The organism is Tenacibaculum ovolyticum DSM 18103 (assembly GCF_000430545.1).
GTDB lineage: Bacteria > Bacteroidota > Bacteroidia > Flavobacteriales > Flavobacteriaceae > Polaribacter > Polaribacter ovolyticus.
The window spans coordinates 313,898-339,592 of record NZ_KE387163.1; the positions used below are offsets into that span (position 1 = coordinate 313,898).

Annotated in this window: 23 protein-coding genes; 12 read left to right on the top strand and 11 right to left on the bottom strand. The window is 28.0% G+C overall.

Annotated elements, in window-relative coordinates; all coding sequences use genetic code 11:
• Positions 1-51 precede the first annotated feature (51 nt).
• From H518_RS0111390 to H518_RS0111400, 3 genes are read left to right on the top strand one after another with little or no spacing between them, the layout of a single operon-like run.
• A complete protein-coding gene (locus H518_RS0111390) occupies positions 52-1,008 on the top strand; it encodes a glycosyltransferase family 2 protein (RefSeq protein ID WP_028889172.1) in 957 nt (318 codons plus the stop codon).
• A 33-nt stretch (positions 1,009-1,041) separates the two neighbouring features.
• On the top strand, positions 1,042-2,751 hold the full coding sequence (locus tag H518_RS0111395; RefSeq protein ID WP_028889173.1) for a phospho-sugar mutase: 1,710 nt from the start codon (positions 1,042-1,044) through the stop codon (positions 2,749-2,751).
• Positions 2,751-4,577 (top strand): ABC transporter ATP-binding protein, encoded by a 1,827-nt coding sequence (locus H518_RS0111400; protein ID WP_028889174.1) that lies wholly within the window; start codon positions 2,751-2,753, stop codon positions 4,575-4,577. Before H518_RS0111395 ends, H518_RS0111400 begins: the two co-directional genes overlap by 1 nt.
• Positions 4,578-4,619: 42 nt before the next feature.
• Here H518_RS0111400 and H518_RS0111405 read toward each other — a convergent pair whose 3' ends face one another.
• The 6 genes from H518_RS0111405 to H518_RS0111430 form a co-directional block, all read right to left on the bottom strand.
• Complete coding sequence (locus tag H518_RS0111405; protein WP_028889175.1) at positions 4,620-6,041, bottom strand: CCA tRNA nucleotidyltransferase; 1,422 nt, start codon at positions 6,039-6,041, stop codon at positions 4,620-4,622.
• 29 nt (positions 6,042-6,070) lie between these two features.
• Positions 6,071-7,978, bottom strand: coding sequence for an LTA synthase family protein (locus H518_RS0111410; protein WP_240472517.1), 1,908 nt, complete (start codon positions 7,976-7,978; stop codon positions 6,071-6,073).
• A 216-nt stretch (positions 7,979-8,194) separates the two neighbouring features.
• Positions 8,195-8,770, bottom strand: coding sequence for an L-threonylcarbamoyladenylate synthase (locus H518_RS0111415; RefSeq protein ID WP_051263748.1), 576 nt, complete (start codon positions 8,768-8,770; stop codon positions 8,195-8,197).
• Complete coding sequence (locus H518_RS20535) at positions 8,767-9,765, bottom strand: glycosyltransferase family 2 protein (RefSeq protein WP_051263749.1); 999 nt, start codon at positions 9,763-9,765, stop codon at positions 8,767-8,769. Before H518_RS20535 ends, H518_RS0111415 begins: the two co-directional genes overlap by 4 nt.
• 52 nt (positions 9,766-9,817) lie before the next feature.
• Entirely contained in the window at positions 9,818-10,750 is a 933-nt protein-coding gene (locus tag H518_RS0111425) for a Stealth CR1 domain-containing protein (protein ID WP_028889178.1), read from the bottom strand.
• Positions 10,751-10,762: 12 nt separating this feature from the next.
• Positions 10,763-11,578: a 2,3,4,5-tetrahydropyridine-2,6-dicarboxylate N-succinyltransferase gene (locus H518_RS0111430; protein WP_028889179.1), complete on the bottom strand. Its 816-nt coding sequence runs from the start codon at positions 11,576-11,578 to the stop codon at positions 10,763-10,765.
• Between the two features lie 200 nt (positions 11,579-11,778).
• Between H518_RS0111430 and ruvX the strand changes: the two genes are divergently transcribed.
• From ruvX to mazG, 4 genes are read left to right on the top strand one after another with little or no spacing between them, the layout of a single operon-like run.
• A complete protein-coding gene (gene ruvX / locus H518_RS0111435; protein ID WP_028889180.1) occupies positions 11,779-12,189 on the top strand; it encodes a Holliday junction resolvase RuvX in 411 nt (136 codons plus the stop codon).
• A gap of 55 nt (positions 12,190-12,244) precedes the next feature.
• Entirely contained in the window at positions 12,245-12,832 is a 588-nt protein-coding gene (def, locus tag H518_RS0111440) for a peptide deformylase (protein ID WP_028889181.1), read from the top strand.
• Positions 12,833-12,853: 21 nt separating this feature from the next.
• On the top strand, positions 12,854-13,273 hold the full coding sequence (locus H518_RS0111445) for a DUF5606 family protein (RefSeq protein ID WP_028889182.1): 420 nt from the start codon (positions 12,854-12,856) through the stop codon (positions 13,271-13,273).
• A 3-nt stretch (positions 13,274-13,276) separates the two neighbouring features.
• Positions 13,277-14,056: a nucleoside triphosphate pyrophosphohydrolase gene (mazG, locus tag H518_RS0111450; protein ID WP_028889183.1), complete on the top strand. Its 780-nt coding sequence runs from the start codon at positions 13,277-13,279 to the stop codon at positions 14,054-14,056.
• A 259-nt stretch (positions 14,057-14,315) separates the two neighbouring features.
• On the opposite strand, the gene H518_RS0111455 is transcribed toward mazG, so the two are convergent.
• The 4 genes from H518_RS0111455 to H518_RS19740 form a co-directional block, all read right to left on the bottom strand.
• On the bottom strand, positions 14,316-17,891 hold the full coding sequence (locus H518_RS0111455; RefSeq protein ID WP_028889184.1) for a basic secretory protein-like protein: 3,576 nt from the start codon (positions 17,889-17,891) through the stop codon (positions 14,316-14,318).
• 697 nt (positions 17,892-18,588) lie between these two features.
• Positions 18,589-20,250 carry an ABC transporter substrate-binding protein gene (locus H518_RS0111460; protein ID WP_051263750.1) on the bottom strand — a complete coding sequence of 554 codons (1,662 nt, stop codon included), beginning with the start codon at positions 20,248-20,250 and terminating at the stop codon, positions 18,589-18,591.
• Positions 20,180-20,692: a DUF4442 domain-containing protein gene (locus H518_RS0111465; protein ID WP_028889186.1), complete on the bottom strand. Its 513-nt coding sequence runs from the start codon at positions 20,690-20,692 to the stop codon at positions 20,180-20,182. The genes H518_RS0111460 and H518_RS0111465 overlap by 71 nt, the downstream gene beginning before the upstream one ends.
• A 75-nt stretch (positions 20,693-20,767) precedes the next feature.
• Positions 20,768-21,265, bottom strand: coding sequence for a GNAT family N-acetyltransferase (locus H518_RS19740; RefSeq protein WP_064968141.1), 498 nt, complete (start codon positions 21,263-21,265; stop codon positions 20,768-20,770).
• Positions 21,266-21,393: 128 nt separating this feature from the next.
• On the opposite strand from H518_RS19740, the gene mtaB reads away from it, so the two are divergent.
• The 5 genes from mtaB to H518_RS0111495 are packed head-to-tail and all read left to right on the top strand — an operon-like array spanning position 21,394 to position 25,316.
• A complete protein-coding gene (gene mtaB / locus H518_RS0111475) occupies positions 21,394-22,728 on the top strand; it encodes a tRNA (N(6)-L-threonylcarbamoyladenosine(37)-C(2))-methylthiotransferase MtaB (RefSeq protein ID WP_028889187.1) in 1,335 nt (444 codons plus the stop codon).
• Positions 22,729-22,764: 36 nt separating this feature from the next.
• Positions 22,765-23,511, top strand: coding sequence for a DUF6438 domain-containing protein (locus H518_RS0111480; protein WP_028889188.1), 747 nt, complete (start codon positions 22,765-22,767; stop codon positions 23,509-23,511).
• On the top strand, positions 23,511-24,182 hold the full coding sequence (locus tag H518_RS0111485) for an alpha/beta hydrolase family protein (protein ID WP_028889189.1): 672 nt from the start codon (positions 23,511-23,513) through the stop codon (positions 24,180-24,182). The genes H518_RS0111480 and H518_RS0111485 overlap by 1 nt, the downstream gene beginning before the upstream one ends.
• A 22-nt stretch (positions 24,183-24,204) precedes the next feature.
• Positions 24,205-25,107 carry a lytic transglycosylase domain-containing protein gene (locus tag H518_RS0111490; protein WP_028889190.1) on the top strand — a complete coding sequence of 301 codons (903 nt, stop codon included), beginning with the start codon at positions 24,205-24,207 and terminating at the stop codon, positions 25,105-25,107.
• Entirely contained in the window at positions 25,107-25,316 is a 210-nt protein-coding gene (locus tag H518_RS0111495; protein ID WP_028889191.1) for a hypothetical protein, read from the top strand. Before H518_RS0111490 ends, H518_RS0111495 begins: the two co-directional genes overlap by 1 nt.
• A gap of 71 nt (positions 25,317-25,387) precedes the next feature.
• On the opposite strand, the gene H518_RS0111500 is transcribed toward H518_RS0111495, so the two are convergent.
• A complete protein-coding gene (locus tag H518_RS0111500; protein ID WP_028889192.1) occupies positions 25,388-25,588 on the bottom strand; it encodes a YwbE family protein in 201 nt (66 codons plus the stop codon).
• Between the last annotated feature and the right edge of the window lie 107 nt (positions 25,589-25,695).

The window sequence follows — 25,695 nt, forward strand, 5'->3', positions numbered from 1 at the left end:
TTTAAGAAAGACTTCGTAACTTTACTCTTTTAAATTTTGTACCAAATAAATATGAATATATCGGTAGTAATACCACTTCTTAACGAAGAAGAATCTTTACAAGAATTACACAATTGGATTGCAACTATTATGCAATCCAATAATTATTTATATGAAATTATATTTATTGATGACGGTAGTACCGACACTTCTTGGCAAGTAATTGAACGATTATCAGAAAAAAACAAATCGGTAAAAGGCATTCGTTTTCAAAAGAACTATGGTAAATCTCAGGCACTAGATGCTGGTTTTGGTATAGCTAAAGGAGACGTCGTTATAACAATGGATGCTGATCTACAAGATAGTCCTGATGAAATTCCTGGGTTATACAATTTAATAATTAATGATAATTTTGATTTAATTTCTGGTTGGAAAAAGAAGCGTTATGATAATGTTATGACGAAAAACATTCCATCTAAATTATTTAATTGGGCAGCTCGTAAAACTTCTGGTTTAAAATTAAATGATTTTAATTGTGGATTAAAAGCCTATAAAAATGAAGTTATTAAAACAGTAAAAGTTAGTGGTGAAATGCACCGTTATATTCCTGTATTAGCAAAAAATGAAGGTTTTAATAATATTGGCGAGAAAATAGTGCAACATCAAGCACGTAAATATGGTGTTACTAAATTTGGAATAGATCGTTTTATAAACGGTTTTTTAGACTTAATTACTATTTCTTTTCTTTCTAAGTTTGGAAAACGTCCAATGCATTTCTTTGGCCTTTGGGGTAGTTTAATGTTTATATTCGGCTTTTTTGCCGCATTTTTTATTGGGGTATTAAAGATTTATCATTTATCTACCAGTGTAAAAACCATTTTAGTAACAAATAATCCATGGTTTTATATCGCTTTAACATCAATGGTTTTAGGAACACTTTTATTTTTAGCTGGTTTTTTAGGTGAATTAATTATAAAAAGTAATCCGCAACAAAAACATTATACAATTAAAGAAAAATTGAATTTTTAAAACATGTACTTTTGTACTTTATAAATTTGACATATGAAAGAGATACTAAATAAAGCAAAACTATGGCTTTCTGATTCATTCGATTCAGAAACTAAAAATGAGATTCAACAATTAATAGACACTAGTTCTAATGATTTAGCTGATCGATTTTATAAAAATTTAGAATTTGGTACTGGAGGAATGCGTGGTATTGTAGGTGCTGGAACCAATCGAATAAATAAATATACTTTAGGTAAAGCAACGCAAGGGTTAAGTAATTACTTATACAAAGTTTACCCTAAGAAAGAATTGAAAGTAGCGATTGGTTATGACTGTCGTCATGATAGCAAATGGTTATCTAAAGTTGTTGCTGATGTTTTTTCTGCAAATAACATTAAGGTTTTTCTTTTTGAAGACCTACGCCCTACTCCAGAGTTATCATTTGCTGTAAATCATTTAGGATGTGATGTTGGTATTGTATTAACAGCTTCTCATAATCCTCCAGAATATAACGGATACAAGGTATATTGGTCTGATGGTGGTCAAATTGTACCTCCAGAAGATAAAGGAATTATTAACGAAGTAAATTCTTTAGAATATACAGACATTAACTTTGACGCGAATGAAAACCTTATTTTTCCTATAGGAAATGAAATAGATGAAGCTTTTTGGCAAGCATCTATTAAAAACGGAACTTTTAATATTAAAGGGCGTGAAGATTTAAAAATTGTTTTTACTTCTTTACATGGTACTTCTATTAAGTTAATACCTGAAGTTTTAAAACGTGCTGGATATACACAAGTTAATATTGTTGAAGAACAAGCTGAGCCTAATGGAAGTTTTCCTACTGTAAAATCACCAAACCCAGAAGAACCTGAAGCATTAAAAATGGCTGTTAATTTAGCGAATAAAATTGATGCAGATATTGTTTTAGGAACTGATCCTGATTCGGACAGAATTGGTATTGCTGTTCGTGACTTAAAGGGTAATATGAAATTATTAAATGGAAATCAAACTATGAGTATGATGACCGATTTTTTAATTAATGAATGGAAAAAGCAAGGTAAATTAAATGGAAAACAATTTATAGGGTCTACTATTGTTTCTACTAATTTAGTAAATGAAATTGCTGAATCTTATGGTGTAGAAACTAAAGTTGGATTAACAGGTTTTAAATGGATCGCTAAAATGATTAAAGATCACCCTGAACTTAATTTCATAGGCGGTGGTGAAGAAAGTTTTGGTTATATGGTTGGTGATTTTGTACGTGATAAAGATGCTGTAACAGCTGCATTATTAGCTTGTGAAATAGCTGCAAATACTAAAGCGAACAATAGTTCTTTTTACAATGAGTTGCTAGCTTTATATACTCGTCATCATTTCTATAAAGAACATTTAATTGCTATTGTTAAAAAAGGAATGGATGGTGCTAACGAAATCAAGCAAATGATGGCTGATTTACGTAGTAATCCTTTTACTGAAATAGACAATACAAAGGTGGAGTTTTTATACGATTATCAATCGTCAATTAGAAAGAATTTAATTACTGGTGAAGAGATAATTATGGATATTCCAAAATCGAATGTATTGATTTATCAAACTACAGACGGTACAAGAATGGCTGCTCGCCCTAGTGGAACTGAACCAAAGATAAAATTTTATTTTAGTGTAAAAACAACCTTAGACACAATTAATAATGCTGTTGCTGTCGAAAAAGAACTAGATATTAAAATTCAAAGAATAATCAAACAATTAAATTTTTAATGGAATATTTTAAAAAAATTTTTAAATACGTATTACCTTATAAAAAATTTGGGTATTTAAATATTCTATTTAATATACTATACGCTTTTTTTTCTACTTTATCTTTCTTGGTACTAATGCCAATGCTTGAAATTATTTTTAAAGAAAAAACGATTATAATAAGCACTACTCCTAAATGGAATGGAATTGAAAATATCATTGATTATTTTAAAGATTATATTTCTTATAATATAAATCAAATTGCTGGTGATGATAAATCTACAGCATTAATGCTTGTAGTTACTTTAGTTATAAGTACATTTCTTTTAAAAAATATATTTAATTATTTAGCTATGTTTTTTATCACTTTTTTAAGAAATGGTGTTTTAAAAGATATAAGGAATGATTTGTATAAAAAAATACTAGAACTTCCAATATTTTATTTTTCTGAAAAAAGAAAAGGAGATACAATGGCACGTATTAGTACTGATGTTTTAGAAATTCAACACTCTTTTTTATCAATTTTAGTTATGATTGTTCGCGAACCACTGACTATTATTTTTACAATAGCGGCTATGATTGCTATTAGTTTTCAACTTACTATCTTTGTTTTTATTTTTTTACCTATTGCTGGTTTTATTATTTCAAAAATAGGGAAGACATTAAAAAAGAAATCTGATGATGTACAAAAAGAACAAGGTTATTTTCTATCCTTAGTTGAAGAAACATTGAGCGGTTTAAAAGTGATTAAAGCTTTTAATGCTGAAAAACAGCATATAGATAAGTTTGAAAAATCAACTCATAGATTCTACAATTACTCTAATACTCTTTTAAATAGAACTAATTTAGCAAGTCCTGCTAGTGAATTTTTAGGAATTGCTGTTATTGCTGTTTTACTTTGGTATGGTGGACGCTTAGTTTTAATAGATCAAACTTTAACAGGTGATAAATTTTTAGCCTATATAGCTCTTGCTTACAATGTATTAACCCCTGCTAAATTAATATCTAAAGCTAGTTATATTGTAAAAAAAGGGAATGCAGCTGCTGAACGTGTTTTAGAGGTTCTAGAAACAGAAAACCCTTTAAAAGATAAAAATAATGCTATAGAAAAAACATCTTTTAATAACGAAATTAGTATTGATAGTATTTCTTTTAAATACCAAGATGATTATGTTTTAAAGGATTTTTCTTTAATAATACCTAAAGGAAAAATGGTTGCTCTAGTTGGTCAATCTGGTAGCGGAAAATCAACAATAGCTAATTTATTAACTCGCTTTTACGATATTAATAAAGGAAGTATTAAAATTGATGGAAACAATATTAAAGACTTAACAAAATCATCATTACGAAGCTTAGAAGGTTTAGTAACACAGGATTCTATTTTATTTAATGATAGCGTAAAAAATAATATTCGTCTAGGACTAGAACATAAAACTGATGAAGAAATTATAGCAGCAGCAAAAATTGCAAATGCTCATGATTTTATATCAGAATTACCTAATGGATATGATACCAATATTGGTGACGGTGGAGGTAAATTATCAGGAGGACAAAAACAACGTTTAAGTATTGCTAGAGCTGTTTTAAAAAATCCTCCAATTATGATTTTAGATGAAGCTACTTCTGCTTTAGATACAGAATCTGAAAAATTAGTACAAGAAGCTTTGGAAAAAATGATGAAAAATAGAACATCTATAGTTATTGCACATAGATTGTCAACTATTCAAAAAGCGGATTTAATTGTTGTTATGCAAAATGGGAGAATTGTAGAACAAGGTACTCATGAAACATTAATAGAGAAAAAAGGTGTTTATAAAAAACTTGTTCAAATGCAATCTTTAGCTTAAAATAAAAAAGCGAAGTTTTTTAAAACTTCGCTTTTTTATTTACTATATAGTTTCTAGCCCTAATTTATGACCTATTTTAAGCATAAAATTAAAAGATGCTTCATGTTCATTTGGTATTTTCCCATCTAAGATAGCTTCTTTTATGGCTTCTTTTATCTGACCTATTTCTCTACATGGAGTTAAATTAAAAGCTCTCATTATTTCTTCTCCTGTAATAGGCGGCTGAAAATTACGAACTTTATCTCGCTCCTCTACTTCTTTAATTTTTTCACGAACAAGTTCGAAATTTTTATGATATCTGTTAAATTTTTTAGGATTTTTAGTTGTGATATCTGCTTCACACAAAGTCATTAAAGAATCAACGTCATCTCCTGCATCAAAAACCAACCGACGAACTGCTGAATCGTTTACATCGCTCGCTAAAACAATAGGTCTTGAACTTAACATAACCATTTTTTGCACAAACTTCATCTTATTATTTAAAGGCAATTTTAATCGCTTAAATAATTTGTATACCATTTTTGAACCAACAAACTCATGTGCATGAAATGTCCATCCCTGTTTTTTATGATAACGCTTTGTTGGTGCCTTACCTATATCATGTAACAGTGCAGCCCAACGAAGCCAAACATCTTCAGTATTTCTAGCTATATTATCGACAACTTCTAAAGTGTGGTAAAAATTATCTTTATGTTTTTGACCTTCAACTTCCTCTACCCCCTTTAAAGCAATCAACTCAGGAATAATTCTTTCTAATAAACCTGTTTCTTCAAGTAATAAAAAACCAACTGAAGGTTTTGATGAAGCTAATATTTTATTTAACTCAACAACTATACGTTCTTTTGTAATAATATCTATGCGCTTTGCATTTTTAGCAATAGCACCTAAAGATTCAGCTTCAATAACAAAATTTAATTGTGACGCAAAACGGATAGCACGCATCATACGTAACGGATCGTCAGAATATGTAATATCAGGATCTAGTGGTGTTTTTATTATTCTTGACTCTAAATCTGATACTCCATCAAAAGGATCTAATAATAAACCAAACGACTCTTTATTTAAACTTAAAGCTAATGCATTTATCGTAAAGTCACGTCTATTTTGATCATCTTGTAAAGTCCCTGACTTTACTTCTGGATTCCTACTATTCTCTTTATAAGACTCCTTACGAGCTCCTACAAATTCTATCTCAATATCTTTATAGCGCAACATTGCTGTTCCATATGTTTTAAAAACCTGAACTTTTGGCTTACTTGGCAATAAAAAAGCTACTTTTTCAGCTAATTCAATTCCATTACCAACAGCAACTACATCTATATCTTTTGCAGTACCTCTTTGTAAAATAAAATCACGTACAAAACCTCCAATTACATAACTTTCTAACTCTAACTCTTCTGTTGCCTTGCTTATATATTGAAATATTTCAGCAGAAATTGCTTCTTTAAAATATTGTTCTTGCATCTAATTATTATATAAAGATGATTATTAATTTATTTTTTATTATTGTAATATAAGTATTTTGTACTATGATAAAAAGAACTTAATAAGCCATCCATTTTTTTTGTTAACTCTTTATTTTCTTTACTAATATCCATCAATGAGTTATTTTTTAAATTCAATAGTTGATATTTATTATTAAAAACTGTTTTATAATAATAAAGAGAGTCTTTTATTATTCCAGAAGCAGGTTCTCCTTTAATATTTTTATAAATAAAAGAAAATGTATCATTTTTTAAGCTATCCAAGGCGTTTTGTCCTAGTGTATAATTAATGTAATTCAATTTCATTAAACTCATTGTTGTTGGAATAACATCTACCAAGTTAACATTTTTTACTATTTTTTTGGCTTTTAAGAGTTTAGGAGCATGGATAAAAAAAGGAACATTATGTCTTAAAATACCTAATTTATCTTCTGTTGATTTGAAATGAGTAATTTCTTTCATACCTCCTTGATGATCACCAAAGAATACAAAAATTGTATTATCATAGTAACCAGATTCTTTTGCTTTTTTAAGAAATTCATTAATATTAAAATCTAAATATCTGATTGCATTTAATTGATCTATTGATCTAAATGCTGATTTTTTAAATACTTTTTCATCTATTTCTTCTTCTTTTAATGGTCTATAACTTCCTTTTTCATCTGGTACTGTAAATGGCATATGATTCGTGGCCGTTTGCAAATAAGCTACAAAAGGTTTCTTTTTGTTATATATTTTTTTAAATATTTTATCTGCTTCCATAAATAAATCATAATCATCTATCCCCCAAACATCTGCTCTATTTTCATTTTCATAACTACCTTCTTCATAAATTTTTAAATCATTTATATTTGCTTGAAAGACAGCTCTTATATTTGCCCAGTTAGCACTCCCTCCTAATAAGTATAATTTTTCATAGTTATCAAACTGGTTAAATAATATTCGTTGATTAATAATCATAGGGTTCCTAGAAGCTGACTTTACATTATCTATGTCTGGCAAACCAGTTATACTTGCAAAAACACTCCCAGCAGTAGTAGATTTGTGTACATAATGATTAGTGAAATTAATACTTTCACTTATCAAACTATCTATTATAGGAGTACTATTTATAGGGTTTCCATAATAACTTAGAGCTCCGTTACCTACAGATTCTAACATTACAAAAACAACATTAGGTGTATTTTTAATAGAATCATTAAAATGATTAGTTCTCTTAAAATTAATTGAATCAGAATTAATTCCTAAATAGTTATTTATTATAGGTGCATATTTTTTTGTTTCAGAAATATTATATCCTTCATTTCTAAACTTAAAACTATCAAAAAAATATAACACAGGATTTAAAGCAAATTGATTTATGCTTTTATTTTTCGAAAAAAAAGCTTGACTCCATCTTAAAGGGTAATGTTGTAAGCTACTATAAACCCCAAAACTTAAAATAAATGTCGTTACTACAGAAAATATAATTTTATTTTTTTGAGTAGAGATAAAATCTATTTTTGAAAATTTATTGTAAATCCATTTATTATATTTAAAAAGTATAATAAATAAAATTAGAAATAATAAAAGCCCTTTATAAACAGGGTAACTCTCAATAAAAACTTGTGTTGAAATTTTCAAATTATCTAAAAAGCGTAATGCACTTGCATTTACTCTTAAATTTAAATAATTATAATGACCGAAATCAAATAAATAAAAAGATAAAATAAAAAGATATATTATACCTATATATATACTATATAATATTCTGTATTTCTTTTTATGAAAGAAATCTTTCACAAAAAAATATAATAAAGCTAGGGGTACAAAAACTAATATTGCTAATTTTAAATCAAATCTAATTCCTAAAAAAAATGCTTTTGTTAAATCGTTATTATCAGTAACTAACTTAGTTATAAAGTATGTATAAAACAAAAATCTTAGAGTAAAAAGAAATATAAATAGACTTAAAATATTTATGTATAAAAAATTTAAAAAATTAGGTATTTTAAAACGCATAAAGATATATTTAATCTAATACAAAGGTAAGTTTCTATTTTAAAAAGCACAATAAATACTTTACTGTAAAGTTCTTAAAAAACCATCTTAATCTTATTATTATATTTATTAAATCATTTAATAGAAAAGATATTATTCTCTTATTAGAACCACAGAATTTCCTTCTATTTTTAAAATAGTAGATGATTTTTCAGTTATCTTATCTTGGCGTAAATTTACTACATAATTTACACGTTGTAAAATAACTTTACTTATTTCTGAAAATGATTTTGGTGTAGGTTGACCACTAATATTAGCAGATGTAGATACTATAGGTTTACCAAACTCTTGTATCAAATTAATGCAAAAATCATCTTTTGGTATTCGAATAGCAATAGTGTTATCAATAGCTATTGTATTTTTAGCTAAATTTTTCGGAACATTATAAATAATTGTTGTTGGCTTTTTAGATTTTACAATTATTTTTATAGCTTCATCTGGAATATAATTTACATATTCCTTTAACATCTTAATTGAAGCTACTAAAATAATTAAACTCTTAGATTCTTCTCTATTCTTTATTTGATATATCTCTTTTACTGCTTCTTCACTTGTAGCATCACAGCCAATCCCCCAAACTGTATCTGTTGGGTATAATATGCTATTTCCTGAGTTTAATACTTTAATAGCATTCATCAAAACTAATTTTGAATATTTTTTTTTAATCATGCTATATCTTTATTTTTATAACTCTTCTTTGACTTTAAGTAATATTTCTCAAAAAAATCTGTTTGTTTTATAGAAAAATAACATTTGATATATAATAAAAAACCTGTTCTTAATAAAGGAATTTTTTTTAATAATTCAAAAATAACATTATTAAGTTCTTCTTCATTCTTAAAAGTTAATTCATTTTTCAACTTAGTAAGAATGAATTTTTTTTTAATTAAGTAAAATCTTTTTAAAAAAATCTTTTCGCTTTTTTTACTTTCAGTTAATAGATGTCTATTAGATTCAAAATATTTTAATTGATTTCTAGTACCAATAAAAAAATCTATATTTTTTTTATTAGAAAAACTAGCAGTTATACTACCTGGGTGCCTAACATAATTATACAATCCTTTCCTTATTTCAACTATCTTAATCGAGTTATCAAATAAAAGATATGTTGTATAGATATCTTCAAAATATCTTCCTTCAGGAAAGGTTATATCTTTAAATAATTCGGTTCTGTACAATTTACAACAACTAAAATTATTTATTCTTTTATTAAGAAACAATAGTGAAAGTGCCTCCTGTTTAGAAAAACATCTTACTTTACCGTTATTAGCCCCTTCTTTAATTTTATCACTAGTACCTTTATATTTATGAATTTCTCTATATCCACAAATAGCTATATCTGCATCATTTTTTTTAATTATTGAATACAAATCTTCTAAATAAGTATCATCTACCCAATCATCTGAGTCTATAAAAGTAACATATGAATACTTAACCAATTTAAGACCTTCGTTTCTGGCTTTTGATAAACCTCCATTCTCTTGAGAAATGATACTTACTCTTTTGTCTATTATAAATTTCTCACAAATTTCTAATGAAGAATCTTCAGAACCATCATTAATAATAATGAGTTCAAAGTTTTTAAATGTTTGATTTAAAATAGATTTAATTGATTTTTCTACAAAAGCCTCTACATTATAAACTGGTAATATTATACTAATCATATTTATATAAAAATTGCCCCTTTTTCATCTGTTTAAGAAAAAAAGAGTATACTCACGAAATAACTTTAGTTAACCATTCTTTAAAAAAAACTAATTTACTATTAGAAGCTTTATCTAAACTTTGTAAGCACACAAATTTAACATTTTTATTACACAATGAAATTAAACACCTTAGCTTATAATAAAATAAAGGTTTTTTATATGACTGTATATAAAGCAGTTGATATTTATGCTTTAAAACACAGGTATTGTTTCTAATTTCTAAATGATTAGCCAAACCTTGAAGCGTAAATTGATCTACGTGTCTAAATCTATGCTTAACATTAATTTCTTCTAGATCTTTATTAATTTTAAAGTATTTTTGTATTGTTGATTTTCTTAAAGGATGGGGGGTGTGATCAAATTTAAAATATTTATTAAAACCTAATTCTCTAGCTATATTTTGCTGACCTAGTTTATACCCATATTTCCTTTCTTTAGATGTAACTCTTTTTTTTATTTTTTCATACCAAATATTTTCATAAAAATTTTCCCATCTCCCCCTTAATACAGGTTTTTCTTCTATAAAAAAATCAGTGATTTCTACTCTTTTTGACAAAAAACAATCATCATTAAAATAAATAAACCTCTCTGATAAGTTTGGTATATTAACCATCATCGTTTCAATAGGCAAACAATTAAAGGTTGGTAAATACTTTGTGTATTTTCCGAAAATTTCTTTATGATCAATTATAATTACATTAGGATAATCTACCCCCTTAATAAATTCAGGGGTTTGATTATCTGTAACAATAAAAATTTTATTAATAAATTCAGCAAACTTCATTATAGACTTTACTGCGTACTCTATCTCATTAACCTGAGAATATCTATCTTTTATATCTCTAGACTTAGTATTAGTATCATCAGGTAAATACTTCGCCATTTTCTTAATATGATTACTATCATTGCCATCTACCCAAGTAATTACAGCGTCTATCTTCATATTTAAAACTTATTACACCGCTACATCATACTCTCTAAGAGCATCGTTTAACGAAGTTTTCTTATTAGTACTTTCTTTTCGTTTACCAATAATTAGCGCACATGGTACTTGATACTCCCCTGCTGCAAATTTTTTAGTATAACTACCTGGAATTACAACTGAACGAGCAGGAACAACTCCTTTTGTTTCAATAGGTTCATCACCTGTAACATCGATAATTTTTGTACTCATTGTTAATACAACGTTCGCACCTAAAACAGCTTCTTTTTCTACTCTAACACCTTCTACTACTATACAACGAGAACCAATAAAAGCCCCGTCTTCAATAATTACTGGAGCTGCTTGTAATGGCTCTAGAACGCCACCAATTCCTACTCCACCAGATAAATGTACATTTTTACCTATCTGAGCACAAGAACCAACTGTTGCCCATGTATCAACCATAGTACCTTCATCTACATAAGCACCTATATTTACATAACTAGGCATTAAAATCGTCCCTGCTGAAATATACGCTCCGTGACGTGCAACAGCGTTTGGTACAACACGTATTCCTCTTTCTTTAAAATTTCTTTTTAAAGGAATTTTATCATGATATTCAAAAATACCAGCTTCTAAAGTTTCCATTTTTTGAATTGGAAAATATAATACAACTGCTTTCTTAACCCATTCATTTACTTGCCATCCATTATCTATTGGTTCTGCTACACGCAACTCCCCAGCATCTAATAAATCAACAACTTTTCTTATTGTATTAATCGTATTATCTTCTTTTAATAAATCGCGATTATCCCACGCTTTTTCTATAATAGATTGTAATTCTGTCATCTTTAAAATTTTCTTCAAATATAAAATCTCTATTTCTATATTACGCGAATATACATTTTTTAAACAACTATTATTTTCTTGTTTAAATTACTTGTTTAAAGTTAAAAAAACTTAAATAATTAGCATACATCTTAACTAATTTAAAAATTGGCTATTTTATAGAAACTTAACTATTATTTTTGTAAAAAATTAAAACAAATTTGGGAAGAGTTTTAGCCATAGATTTCGGAAAAAAAAGAACAGGAATTGCTGTTACAGATGAATTACAAATTATTGCTTCGGGTTTAACAACAGTCAATACAAAAGAATTAGTTTCTTTTTTAAAGGAGTATATTAAAAAAGAAAATGTAGAATTGTTCATTTTAGGAAAACCTAAGCAGATGGACAATACAGATAGTGAAAGCGAGGCGCTAATTACACCTTTTTTACAAAAATTAGAAAAAGCTATCCCTAATATTCCAATAAAACGAGAAGATGAACGTTTTACCTCTAAAATGGCTTTTCAAACAATGATAGATAGTGGGTTAAATAAAAAACAACGTCAAAATAAAGCTTTAGTTGATGAAATAAGCGCTACAATCATTTTACAATCATATTTGTACAATAAATAATTTTATAGACAAACCATTCTTTGTATTTTCGCATTCTTAAAAAAATTAAAATAACATGATTTTACCCATTGTTGCTTACGGAGATCCCGTATTACGTAAAGTAGGAAAAGAAATCGATAAAGAATATCCTGAGTTAGAAAAATTAATTGCTAACATGAAGGAAACCATGTATAACGCTAATGGTTTAGGATTAGCAGCTCCACAAATTGGAAAAGATATCCGTTTGTTTTTAATTGATGCTTCTCCTTTTGCAGATGATGAAAGTTTATCAGAGGAAGATCGAAAAACTTTCGAAAACTTTAATCGTGTGTTTATTAATGCAAAAATTATTAAAGAAGAAGGTGAAGAATGGGCTTTTAACGAAGGTTGTTTAAGTATTCCATCTGTTAATGAAGATGTTTTTCGTCAAGAAAAAATTACGATTGAATATCAGGATGAAAACTTCGAAAAACATACAGAAGTTTTAAGTGGTTTAACAGCAAGAGTTTTTCAACATGAGTATGATCATATTGAAGGTATATTATTTACTGATAAATTATCTTCTTTAAAGAAAAGATTAATTAAGAAAAAACTAGAAAATATTTCTAAAGGGAAAGTAAATGCTGATTATAGAATGCGCTTTCCTAATGCAAAGAAAAAATAAAATATAAAGACATTAAAACATATGGAATTTAACAAAATTATATCTGTAACAGGAAAACCAGGTTTATTTGAAATTTTATCACAAACAAAAACTGGTGTAATTGTAAAATCAATTATTGATGGTAAACGTTTTCCTATAACAGCTACTCATAACGTTAGTTTATTAGAAAATATAGCAATCTATACTTATGAAGAAGAAGTTCCTTTAGCAAAAGTATTAAAGAACATAGCAGATAAAGAAGATGGTAAAGAAACGATTTCTCATAAAGAAAGCGCTAAAAAATTAACATCTTACTTTGGTGAAGTTTTACCTGGATTTGATGAAGAACGTGTATACGCATCAAACATTAAAAAAATTATTCAATGGTATAATACTTTAGCTAATTCTGATTTTGACTTTGGCTCTTTAGTAGAGGTAGCAGCAACTGAAGAAGAAGAATAAATTATGAATACTCGTAAGCAACAATTAGATGCTTTTAGCCGTTTATTAGATATTATGGATGAACTTCGTGAGAAATGTCCATGGGATAAAAAACAAACTTTAAAAAGTCTACGTCATTTAACAATTGAAGAAACTTACGAACTAGGAGATGCAATTCTAGAAAACGATTTAGAAGAAATAAAAAAAGAATTAGGCGATGTGTTGTTACACATCGTCTTTTATGCTAAAATAGGTAGCGAAAAAAAATCTTTTGACATTGCTGATGTTGCAAATTCAATTTCAGATAAATTAATTCACCGTCATCCACATATTTACGGTGATGTAGTTGTTGAAAATGAAGAAGAAGTAAAACAAAATTGGGAAAAACTAAAACTAAAAGAAGGAAAAAAATCTGTTTTAGAAGGAGTTCCTAAAAGCTTACCTGCTTTAGTTAAAGCTAGTAGAATACAAGAAAAAGTTGCTGGTATTGGTTTTGACTGGGAAGAACCGCAACAAGTTTGGGAAAAAGTACAAGAAGAAATATCTGAACTTAACGAAGAAATAAAAGCTGGTAACATAGAAAATACCGAAAAAGAGTTTGGTGATGTATTATTCTCTTTGATTAACTATGCCCGTTTTATTAAAGTAAACCCTGAAAATGCTTTAGAGAAAACGAATAAAAAGTTTATTAATCGCTTTCAATACTTAGAAGAAACTGCAAAAAAAGAAGGCAAAGAACTCTCTGACATGACTTTAGGTGAAATGGATGTACATTGGGAAAAGTCAAAAGAATTTTTCAATTAATAACCTACACTACTCTTTTTAAAGTTACTTTACATTATTAATCAATTATATTTTTATAAGATGTATTTCTTTTCGTTATATTAGTTTACTTATTTAAACATTAATACTTTCACTCTTTCTTCTTGATTTTTCATAGAAATCGTTTTTTCTAAAACCAGTATTAAATTAAATTTTTAGTTTTTTAAAACTGATTTATATAAAAAATCCCAGAAACTTTTAGAAGTTTCTGGGAAAAAAACTATTTGTATACTACTAGCTATTACCTAGAACTTTTTACAATAAGTTTTTCGATATTACCATCAATCTCTAATAAATAAATTCCTGAAGGTAAATTTAATTGCATATTAACTACTTGTCCTTTAGAAAAACTTATCCTTTCTTTTGAAAAAACAACATTTCCTTGTAATGAACGAATATTAACCGTCGTTACTTTCTCTTTATTATAAATAATATTAATTTCTCCTTCTATCGGGTTAGGATAAAACCTTACATTATCTTTTACTTTTATGAATTCATCAACATTCATTTTATTAACTGCTACTTCATTCTCAGAACAATCTAATGACCAAGGATAATTACCATCATAATCTAAATCACCATTTCCATTTACAAAACTAGCATACTCATTCCAAACTGCCTGAACACTCTTCCCTGTAATAGATCTAAATGCTTTATCAAATGACCATGGATTGATAGTTTTGGCTGATTTATTCAACTTATACACAAAGTTTTTATCAATTTTTTGGGATACATAATGAAAGAAAAAACCTGTTGTAGTGTAACCTCCTAACCATTTTCTTCCATTTAAATCTGGATTTCTTGTCTGATGGTATCCTGCATGAATTCTAACCGCATCTGCAATACCTTCTGTATAGGCCCAAAACTCTGATTGACCATCATATTCTCCTACTCCTGATGGTGAATTATTATATCCGTGTGTTACCTCATGATATAAAATACCATCTATCTCGTCTTTAATTACCTGTGCATTGTTTCCTGAATCTCTATAAATTTTTGCTAAATGTTCTGTACTCACCGCTATTCCAATATCTACACCGTTATTTCCCCATTTATAAGCTACAAAACTATTTCCACTTAGGTCTTTTGCTCTTAACTCAAATGTTAACTTTCTAAACTTTGGAGCCTCTGATGACTTTCTATATAAAATCTGAGCTACTTCTAAGCAACGACGTTGCATATAACTTACTGGATTAGGTATTTCTTGACTGAAAATCCTTGCTCCTAATGATGAACTATCTAAGTTTTTAAAATCTACTGTAGGAGTTAAAAAATCAGAACCCCATTCACAACCTCCAGGTGGTGGTGGTGGCGTTCCTCCCCCTTCTCCAAATACTTCTAATTCCCCTAATTGAAAAAGATTTCCTGAAGTATTATTAAATGTAAACCTTATTCTTGAAAAAGAGGTAGTATTATTAAATGTAAACACCTTTTTCTCTTTTCTCCCAGAAAAACTATTATTATTTCTTCTATCTAAAGCTGTCCAATTTGATCCATCATTTGATCCTTCTAAAACCCAACTCGCAGGATCTCTTTCCGCTGCATCATTCGCTGATGTTAAACTGTATCCAGAAATTACATAACCTTTAACAAAGTTATAGTTTACTGTGGTACTTGCACTAAATGTTAAATATTTTGTACCTGTATTATTATCTACTAAATTAGCTACTCCTTCATTTGTTGGACTATCATTATTAGAGTCTAAGATATTTCCTCTTGGTTCTGTTAAATCATCTGAGTCTCCAGATGGTGGGGTAGTTCCTCCTTCTTTCCCAAACACTTCCAACTCTGCTAATTGAAAAATACCTCCTGAAGTATTTTTAAATCTAAATCTGATTTTTGAATATCCTAAAGTTCCACTAACTTTAAAAGATTTTTTTTCTTTCCTACTAGAAAAACTATTATTACTTTTTGTATCTATCGCTACCCAATTTGATCCATCATTTGAACCTTCTAAAATCCAACTTGCTGGATCTCTTTCTGCTGCATCATTTGCAGATGTTAAACTGTACCCAGAAATCACATAACCTTTAGAAAAATTGTAATTTACTGTTGTACTTGCATTAAACGTTAAATACTTTGTTTCTGTATTATCATCTACTAAATTAGCTACTCCTTCATTTGACGGACTATCATTATTAGAGTCTGAAACATTACCTCCTGGTTCTGTTAGGTCATCTGAATCTCCAGATGGTGGTGTCGTTCCTCCTTCTTTTCCAAATACTTCTAATTCGGCTAATTGAAAAACACCTCCTGAAGTATTTGTAAATCTAAATCTGATTTTTGAATACCCTGAAGTTCCACTAACTGTAAAAGACTTTTTTTCTTCTCTACCAGAAAAACTGTTATTACTTTTTGTATCTATCGCTATCCAATTTGATCCATCATTTGAACCTTCTAAAATCCAACTTGCTGGATCTCTTTCTGCTGCATCATTTGCTGATGTTAAACTGTACCCAGAAATTACATAACCTTTAGAAAAATTGTAATTTACTGTTGTACTTGCACTAAATGTTAAATACTTTGTACCTGTATTGTCATCTATTAAATTAGCTATTCCTTCGTTGGTTGGGCTGTCATTATTAGAATCTGAAATATCTCCTCCTGGTTGTGTTAAATCATCTGAACCTCCTGGAGGTGGAACTGTAGCACCTGTTACAGTAATGTATATATTTTTAACCTCTGTATCAGATCCTTCTGAATTAGAAACATTTAAACTAACATCGTAAACTCCTGCTCTACTATAAGTAACTACAGGATTAGCTTCTGTACTATTTGAAGGTGATCCACCATCAAAGCTCCATGAATACTGACTTGCTCTTGTTGAAGTACTTCTAAATGAAACACGTTCATTTTCTTTAACAGTTCTTTTATCTACTGAAAAAGACGCTACTGGTAAGTCTCCTCCTCCATTATCATCAGAACAATCTAACACCCATGGATAATTTCCGTCATAATCTAAATCACCATTTCCATTTACAAAACTAGCATATTCATTCCAAACAGTCTGGACACTCTTTCCTGTTATAGATACAAACGCTTTATCAAATGACCATGGATTGATAGTTTTGGCTGATTTATTCAACTTATATACAAAATTCTTATCATTTTTTTGGGATACATAATGGAAGAAAAAACCAGTTGTTGTATAACCTCCTAACCATTTTCGTCCACTAATATCTGGATTTCGTGTTTGGTGATATCCAGCATGAATTCTTACTGCATCTGCAATACCTTCTGTATACGCCCAAAATTCTGATTGTCCATCATATGAACCTGCCCCTGATGGCGAATTGTTATAACCATGTGTTACTTCATGATATAAAATACCATCTATCTCATCTTTAATTACCTGTGCGTTGTTTCCTGAATCTCTATAAATTTTTGCTAAATGTTCTGTACTTACCGCTATTCCAATATCTACACCATCATTTCCCCATTTATAAGCTACAAAACTCTCTCCATTTGAGTTTTTAGCTCTTAATTCAAATGTTAACTTTCTAAACTTTGGAGCTTCTGATGATTTTCTATATAAAATCTGAGCTACTTCTAAACAACGACGTTGCATATAGCTTACTGGATTAGGTATTTCTTGACTGAAAATTCTTGCTCCTAATGATGAACTATCTAAATTTTTAAAATCTACTGTAGGTGTTAAAAAATCAGAACCCCATTCACAATTTATTGTTTGTGATTCTCTATTAATATTGTTTGGATAATTAAGATTATCTCGTTCCATTTCGGCATTCACTGCTGTTAACTTGAAGAAAACTAGTAATAATAAAATAAATGCTTTTTTTAATTGTTTTTTTTTCATTTTAATTGAAGGGTTATTAATGATTAATAATAAGTTAACTTTGTATTAACTTTTTCATTTAACAATATTAACGTTCTGTTAAACAATCAATTGGATTTCTTCTTAATATACACCCTAAAATTCATGAATTTTATTAAAAAAAACATATACATATCGTTATCAAGGTAATAACGAACCTAAATATCTTATTCCTTTTCATAATATTTAGTATCTATTGAATAATACATTGACCTTTAAATATTTAAAACATATAAGGTTTTGTATCTATACTATTTTAAAATACTGAGGGAAATTACTTTTTAAAAAAGGACTCCTTTATCCTTTCATTTATCAGTGTTAAATATTACGAATTACAAGAATAAAAAACTTCTAAATCTTGCCATCAATAAAATAAGTGTCTCAAAATAAAAGGAATTAAATGTCACCAACAAATTGTAGATTATACTAAGAAATCACATTTTGTGTATATTCATTATGATGAAATTCTGAGATTTAGTACTTTTTTAAACTAGATAAACAAAACTGATTTAGTAACATTTAAATAAGAGGAAACACATTTATGATTAATGCGATGGGATTTTTAGCAAAACAACAAGTTTCATGAAACAATTTCAATCAAAAAATTATTCATTTAACATTACTGGTATTTATAATACTAAATAGAGAAGAAAAATTACTATCAGATAAAATTAGTTCTTTAATCTTTATATACTCGTTTCAAATTCAATAAATCAATAGGATTAATACCTAAACCTTTTATGTTTTTTTGACTAAAGCGAATTACTTCATCATAATATAATGGTACTATAGGAGCTTCTTCAATTATGATACTATCCATTTTTTGATACAACTTATAACGCTTACTTACATCAACTTCTTTAATTGACGCTTCATATAAATCATCAAATTTCTCATTTTTAAAATGAGTATAATTTGGCCCATTAGGTGTAAAATTCTTACTATAAAATAATGAAACATAATTTTCAGCATCTGGATAATCTGCAATCCAGCTCGCTCTAAAAACAGGTAATTTACCACTCGCCTTCCCTTGTCGTAAAGTAGAAGGAGGAATCACATCTACTTTTGTTTTTAATCCAATATTTTGTAATTCACGTTGAATAAATTCACATAAATCTAAATAATTTCCATTTGTAGTTATAGTAATTTCAGGGTTTTCATCTCCAGTTTCTTTTACATATTGTAAAACTAGAGCAGCAGCTTTTTTTGGCTTATATGTATATCCTTTTTGATTATTAAATGACGGTAATCCTTTAGGGATAAATCCACTTACAGCTGGTGTTCCTATTCCATTACGTAAGAATTTAATCATTTTTACACGGTCAAATCCATAATTTATAGCTTGTCGTATTAATTTTGATTTTGTTGGGTATTTAGCTTCTACATCCATATAAATACCTAAATACTCTGTATTTAAATAAGCTCCCGTTTGCATTCTAATTTTACTTTTATGCTTTTCCTTTAATGTCCCATCAGTATTTAAAATATCATCTTTATAAGAAGCATCTAAACTTTTCATAAAATCGATATTACCTTGAATAAACTGTAAAAACTCACTTTGTTTATCAGGTAAGAAAGTAACAGCAACAGCTTCTAAATATGGCAATTGTATTCCGTTTATATCTTTTTCATAATATAATGGGTTTTTACGTAAAACTAATTTGGTATTTTCAACCCATAATTTATACTTAAAGGGACCTGTACCAATAGGATTTGCTCTAAAATTATTACCAAAATACGTTACTGCTTCTTTAGGAACTACTGAACAATATTTCATTGCCAGTAAACCTAAGAAAGGTGGAAAAGCTTGCTTTAAGTTTATGATAAAAGTAGAGTCATTTTTTGCTTTAAAACTAGCTACATTTTGTAATACCCAACCTCCAGGAGAAGCAACCTTTTTATCTAATAATCTATTAAATGAAAAATCAAAATCTCTTGCGTTAACTATTCTTGTTGAGTCTTTTCCAAATAATGAATGCTTATGAAATTTCACATCATTTCTAAGTATAAATTCATAGGTCTTGCCATCTTCAGAAATCGCCCAACTTTTTGCTATATCTGGCTTTATATGTAAACTATCATTTAACTGTACTAGCCCATTAAATAATTGATTTACTGCCCAAATATTACGCTGATCTTTTGCAAATGCAGGATCTAGTGATGTTATATTTGAATGTTCATTATAACGAAAAACTTGTGAATTAGAAAACGGACTCTTTTCTTTTGAACAAGATATTATTATTAAAATAAAAAGTATCCCACTAAATAAGTTACTTCTTTTTACGTTTGTTTTTGTAGTGTATTTTATCTGCAATGTATATCGTTTTAGAAACTTCTGCATAAACAGTTGAAGTATCTTTATTTGTTATCTTAATATTTTTTATTAGATCTATTTCTTTTTCACGAACTACTCGTTCTTTTACTTGTTCAATTTCATCTTCAGTGAAAATAAAATCAACATATGAATTTTCTTTTGCAGGTCTTTTAAACTTAATACTTGCACTTTTATCCCAAACTACATAATCATTTCCTAAAATATTCATTAATTGAATCATAAATATAGGATCGGTAGCTGAAAATAAACTTCCTCCAAATATAGAACCTACATAGTTTTTATTTTTATAACTAATTGGAATTTTAACTTTCACATCAAGTAAATCATCAGATACTTCAATAATTTTACCTGTAGATCGACGGTACATTGGTGATATATTAAATCCGTACTTAAAAATAACATGTTGTTTTAAAAACTTATTTAATATTTTTGAAATTGCTGCGTACATTTATTACTGTTTTTTAATCCAAATTTACCTTCTACCCTTACAAATTTGACATTGATATTATACATACTTCTTCTATCATAAAACTAATTCATATTTTGTTTCAGGTAATCCTATATCTTCACTTATAAACTTTTTGACTTCTACAAAATTAAATCTTTTTAAGACTTTAGCAGAAGCAATATTAGCATCTACTACATAAGCTACAATTTTTTTCATTCCAACAGATCTACAATAGGTTATTAATCCCTTACATATTTCAGTTGCATAACCATTACCCCAATAATCTTCAATAAATCGATACCCTATTTCATCATCAATATTATCTTTTACTAAAGCTACTGTTCCTATAAAAACAGTGTCAACCTTTCTTTCTACTGCATAAATAAAAAAATCATTTAATCTCTTTTTATACCTAGCTATTAAATCTTTTAATTCTTTTTCACATGCAATAATTGTTTTTACATCTCCTGTTGCATATTTTAAAACTAACGGGTTACTTTCTAATTTAAAAAAGCTGTCTAAATCAAACATAGTAAGTTTTCTAATCAGTAGTCTTTCAGTTTCAAAAATCATGAATAAAATTGTAATTTTGCAGTTAATAAATGCTGTATAAAGCAGGTTTATAAAAATATACTATACGAACTTCTAAAAAAATAAAGACTTACACAAGGCTTTTGCTTTTTATTAAGGATATTAAAAGAATGAATGCAGATAAAAAAGTAGCTTTTTATACGCTAGGATGTAAATTAAATTTTTCTGAAACCTCTACAATTGCTAGAAGCTTTGTAAACGAAGGGTTTGATCGTGTTGAGTTTGATGAAAAAGCAGATGTATATGTAATTAATACATGTTCTGTTACAGATAATGCTGATAAACGTTTTAAATCGATTGTAAAATCTGCTTTAAAACAAAATGATGATGCTTTTATAATTGGTGTTGGTTGCTATGCGCAATTAAAGCCTGAAGAGTTAGCTAATGTTAATGGGGTTGATTTAGTTTTAGGAGCTACCGAAAAATTTAACGTTACTAGTTATATTAATGACTTAACAAAAAATGATATTGGTGAGGTACATTCTTGTGAAATTGAGGAAGCCGATTCTTATATAGGTGCTTACTCTATTGGAGATCGTACACGTGCTTTCTTAAAAGTACAGGATGGCTGTGATTATAAATGTACTTATTGTACTATTCCACTTGCCCGTGGTATTTCTAGATCTGATACCTTAGAGAATGTTTTAAAAAATGCCAAAGAAATTTCAGAAAAAGGAATTAAAGAAATCGTTTTAACTGGTGTTAATATTGGTGATTATGGTAAAGGAGAATTTGGTAATAAAAAACACGAGCATACTTTTTTAGAACTCGTAAAAGAATTAGATAAAGTTAACGGAATTAATCGTTTGCGTATCTCATCTATTGAACCAAATTTATTAAAAGATGAAACAATTGATTTTGTTTCAAACTCTAAAACTTTTGTTCCTCATTTTCATATCCCATTACAATCAGGTAGTGATGATTTATTAAAAAGAATGAAGCGTCGTTATTTAACGAAAACCTATACTAATAGAGTTTCTAGAATAAAAGAAGTAATGCCAAATGCTTGTATTGGTGTTGATGTTATTGTTGGTTTTCCTGGTGAAACAGATGAATTGTTTTTAGAGACTTACAATTATTTAAACGAAATGGATATTTCGTACCTACATGTATTTACCTATTCTGAAAGACCAAATACTGAAGCTGTTGAAATGGATGGTACAGTTCCTAAAAAAACGCGTGCAAAGCGTAGTAAAATGTTACGAGGATTATCTGTTAAAAAGCGTAGAGCTTTTTATGAAACTCAAATAGGAAATACGTTAACTGTACTTTTTGAGAGTGAGAATAAAGAAGGTTATATACATGGATTTACTCAAAATTATGTAAAAGTAAAAACTCCTTGGAATCCTGAATTAGTAAACACATTACATACTGTTACTTTAACTGAAATTGATGAAGATGGTTTAGTTCGTTTTAACTTTGTTAAAAACCAAGTTATTGCTTAAATTGTGAGTAGTTATTAAATTACTAAAAATAAAATTATGAGATATTTATTACTATTATCTTTTCTGTTATCATTAGCTTGTAGTGTTCCTAAAAAGGAAACAGAAGTAAAACCTATCAAAAATATAGAAAAAGAAGTTACAATCAAAAAAACAATTGATAAACCCAAAATAGTAGAAAATGAACTTATTGTTATTTTTAGAAACCCTAAAAATATTGAAAGTGCTAAATCTTTAATTAAAAATAGTGGTTTATCTTTTCAAAAAATGGTGTACAATAAAAACACATCAAAGATTGGAATTATAACTGTACCGGAAGGAAAAAGAGCTTTTTGGTTAGAAAAATTACAAAAAGAAAACGCATTTAAACTAGTTAACATCAATAATAAGAAGACTGCTAGTGATTTAATAAAAAAAGAAGAAAATACGCTTATAAATATAAAGAAAACACCTTGTTCTGGTGATTGTGCAGTATATGAACTCTCTATAGATAAACAAGGAAACGTAATTTATAACGGTATAAAATACGTACTTAAAGAAGGTAAGCATGAATTTAAACTTTCTGATAAAGAATTTGAAAAGTTAAATACCATGTTTAGCCCAAAAGGTTTTGAAAACTTTAAAGATGAATATGATGACCCAAGTATTGTAGGGTTAGCAAATACTTTTATAACTTATAATGACAAGCAAATTAAAATTCGTTTGTGGAGAGACATTCCTGATGAGTTAATTAATATTCATGAATACATTGAAAGTATTTTGTTAAATAAAAAAATTATAGAATAATGCAAAAAACTCATGTGTATTTTGTCCCTGGTTTAGCTGCCAATTCAAAAATATTTGAGTATATTTCTTTGTCTGAAGATCATTTTGAGCTTCATTTTTTAGAATGGTTATTACCTAACTCTATAAATGAAAGCATACAAGAATATGCACAGAGAATGTGTAATAACATTCAACATACAAATATTATACTCGTAGGTGTTTCTTTTGGAGGTATTATGGTACAAGAAATGAGTAAACTAATTTCTTATAAAAAACTAATTATAATCTCAAGTATAAAAAGTAATAAAGAACTACCTAAACGCTTAAAATTAGCTCAAATAACAGGAGTTTATAAGCTTTTCCCTTCAAAAATAATAGCTAATATTGAAAGCTATGAACATTATTTTTTTAATGATTATTTAAAGAAAAGAGCCGAATTATACAAAATATACTTATCAATAAGAGACAAAAAGTATTTACAGTGGGCTATTTATAATGTATTACACTGGCAACAGGAAAAACCAATACAAAACATAACTCATATACACGGAAATGATGATGAAGTTTTTCCTGCAAAACATATTGAAAATTATATTGAAATTGAGAATGGAACCCATATCATGATTTTAAATAAAGCTAAAAGTATTTCAAAAATTATAGAAAAGGAATGTTTTAATTTATTAACTTGTTAATTGAAAAGAAAAATTTAAAAAAATGAAAAAATATATACGTTTACTATCATTTATAGCTATTGTTTTTGTAACGGTTTTATTTACAAATACAATAAGTAAATCTAATGAACCTGAAATAAAAAATGTCGCTGAGAGTTATGAGATTAGAGCTGTTAAAACACCTGATAAGATGGAACTAGCAGGTGAACCTGTGCCCTTAAATAAAGCTGATATTAAAGAGCGTATGGATCGTGAGCTATTAGTAAATACTTACTGGCAATCTAACGGTTTATTACTCATTAAACGCGCTAATAAGTTTTTCCCTATTATTGAACCATTATTAGAAAAATATGGTTTACCTGATGATTTTAAATACTTATGCGTTGCTGAAAGTGGTTTAATTAATATTCCATCATCAAAAGGAGCTGCTGGCTATTGGCACTTTATGCCTGCCACTGGTCGTGAGTATGGTTTAGAGGTTAATAAAAATGTTGATGAACGTTATAATTTAGAAAAATCAACAAGAGTTGCGGCAGAATATTTAAAAAGAGCTAAAAGAAAATTAGGTTCTTGGACTTTAGCTGCTGCTGCTTATAATGCGGGTAATGGTAGAATATCTCAGCGTATGAGACAACAACAAGCCAATAGTTATTACGATTTACTTTTAAATGCTGAAACAGGTAGATACATTTTTAGAATTTTGGCATTAAAAGAAGTATTATCAAATCCAAAAAAATATGGTTTTGTTTATGATCAAGAAGATTTATATACATTTCCTCATACCTATGAAGTTAAAGTAGATACAACTATTACTAATATTGCAAACTTTGCTAAAAATTGCGGTATTACTTATAAAGATTTAAAATTAGTAAATCCTTGGTTACGAGAAACAAGGCTTAATAATAAAAGTAGAAAAACTTATACTATAAAAATCCCTGTTCATTAATGAAAAAAGTAATGCCTTATGTATATATAATTATCGGTTTTTTTATTTTAGTGGGAACTATTTCTGTTTTTTTTAATAATCAAGAAGAATATAGAGTCCTATTCAATTTTAAAACAGATAATAAATATATATTCTTACTTGTTAGATTATTATTTGCAAGTTGGTTTTTAATAGATGGTATAAAAAAACTAAAACAACACAAGGTTTAATAATGAAAGCTCATTCTATAAAGAATGAGCTTTTATTATATACTTCATTAACAAATGAGAAAAGATTAAACTTATTCTTCTAATACATTTTTTACTCTCCCTACAATGCCTGATTCTAATTGAACTTTAATTCCATGAGGGTGTTGTGCTGAGTTTGTCAATATTCTACTCACAATTCCTGAGGTTAATTCTCCCGTTCTTTGGTGATTTTTTTGCACCACATCAACGCTCCCTCCTATTTTTATATTAGTTCTATTTTTTCCGTCTTTCATTATAACTATTTACTTATTAAAAATAAGGAAGCCTATCAACTAATTGATAGGCTTCTCTTAAAAGTTTATTCTGATAATAATAATATATATTATAATACTCTTACGTC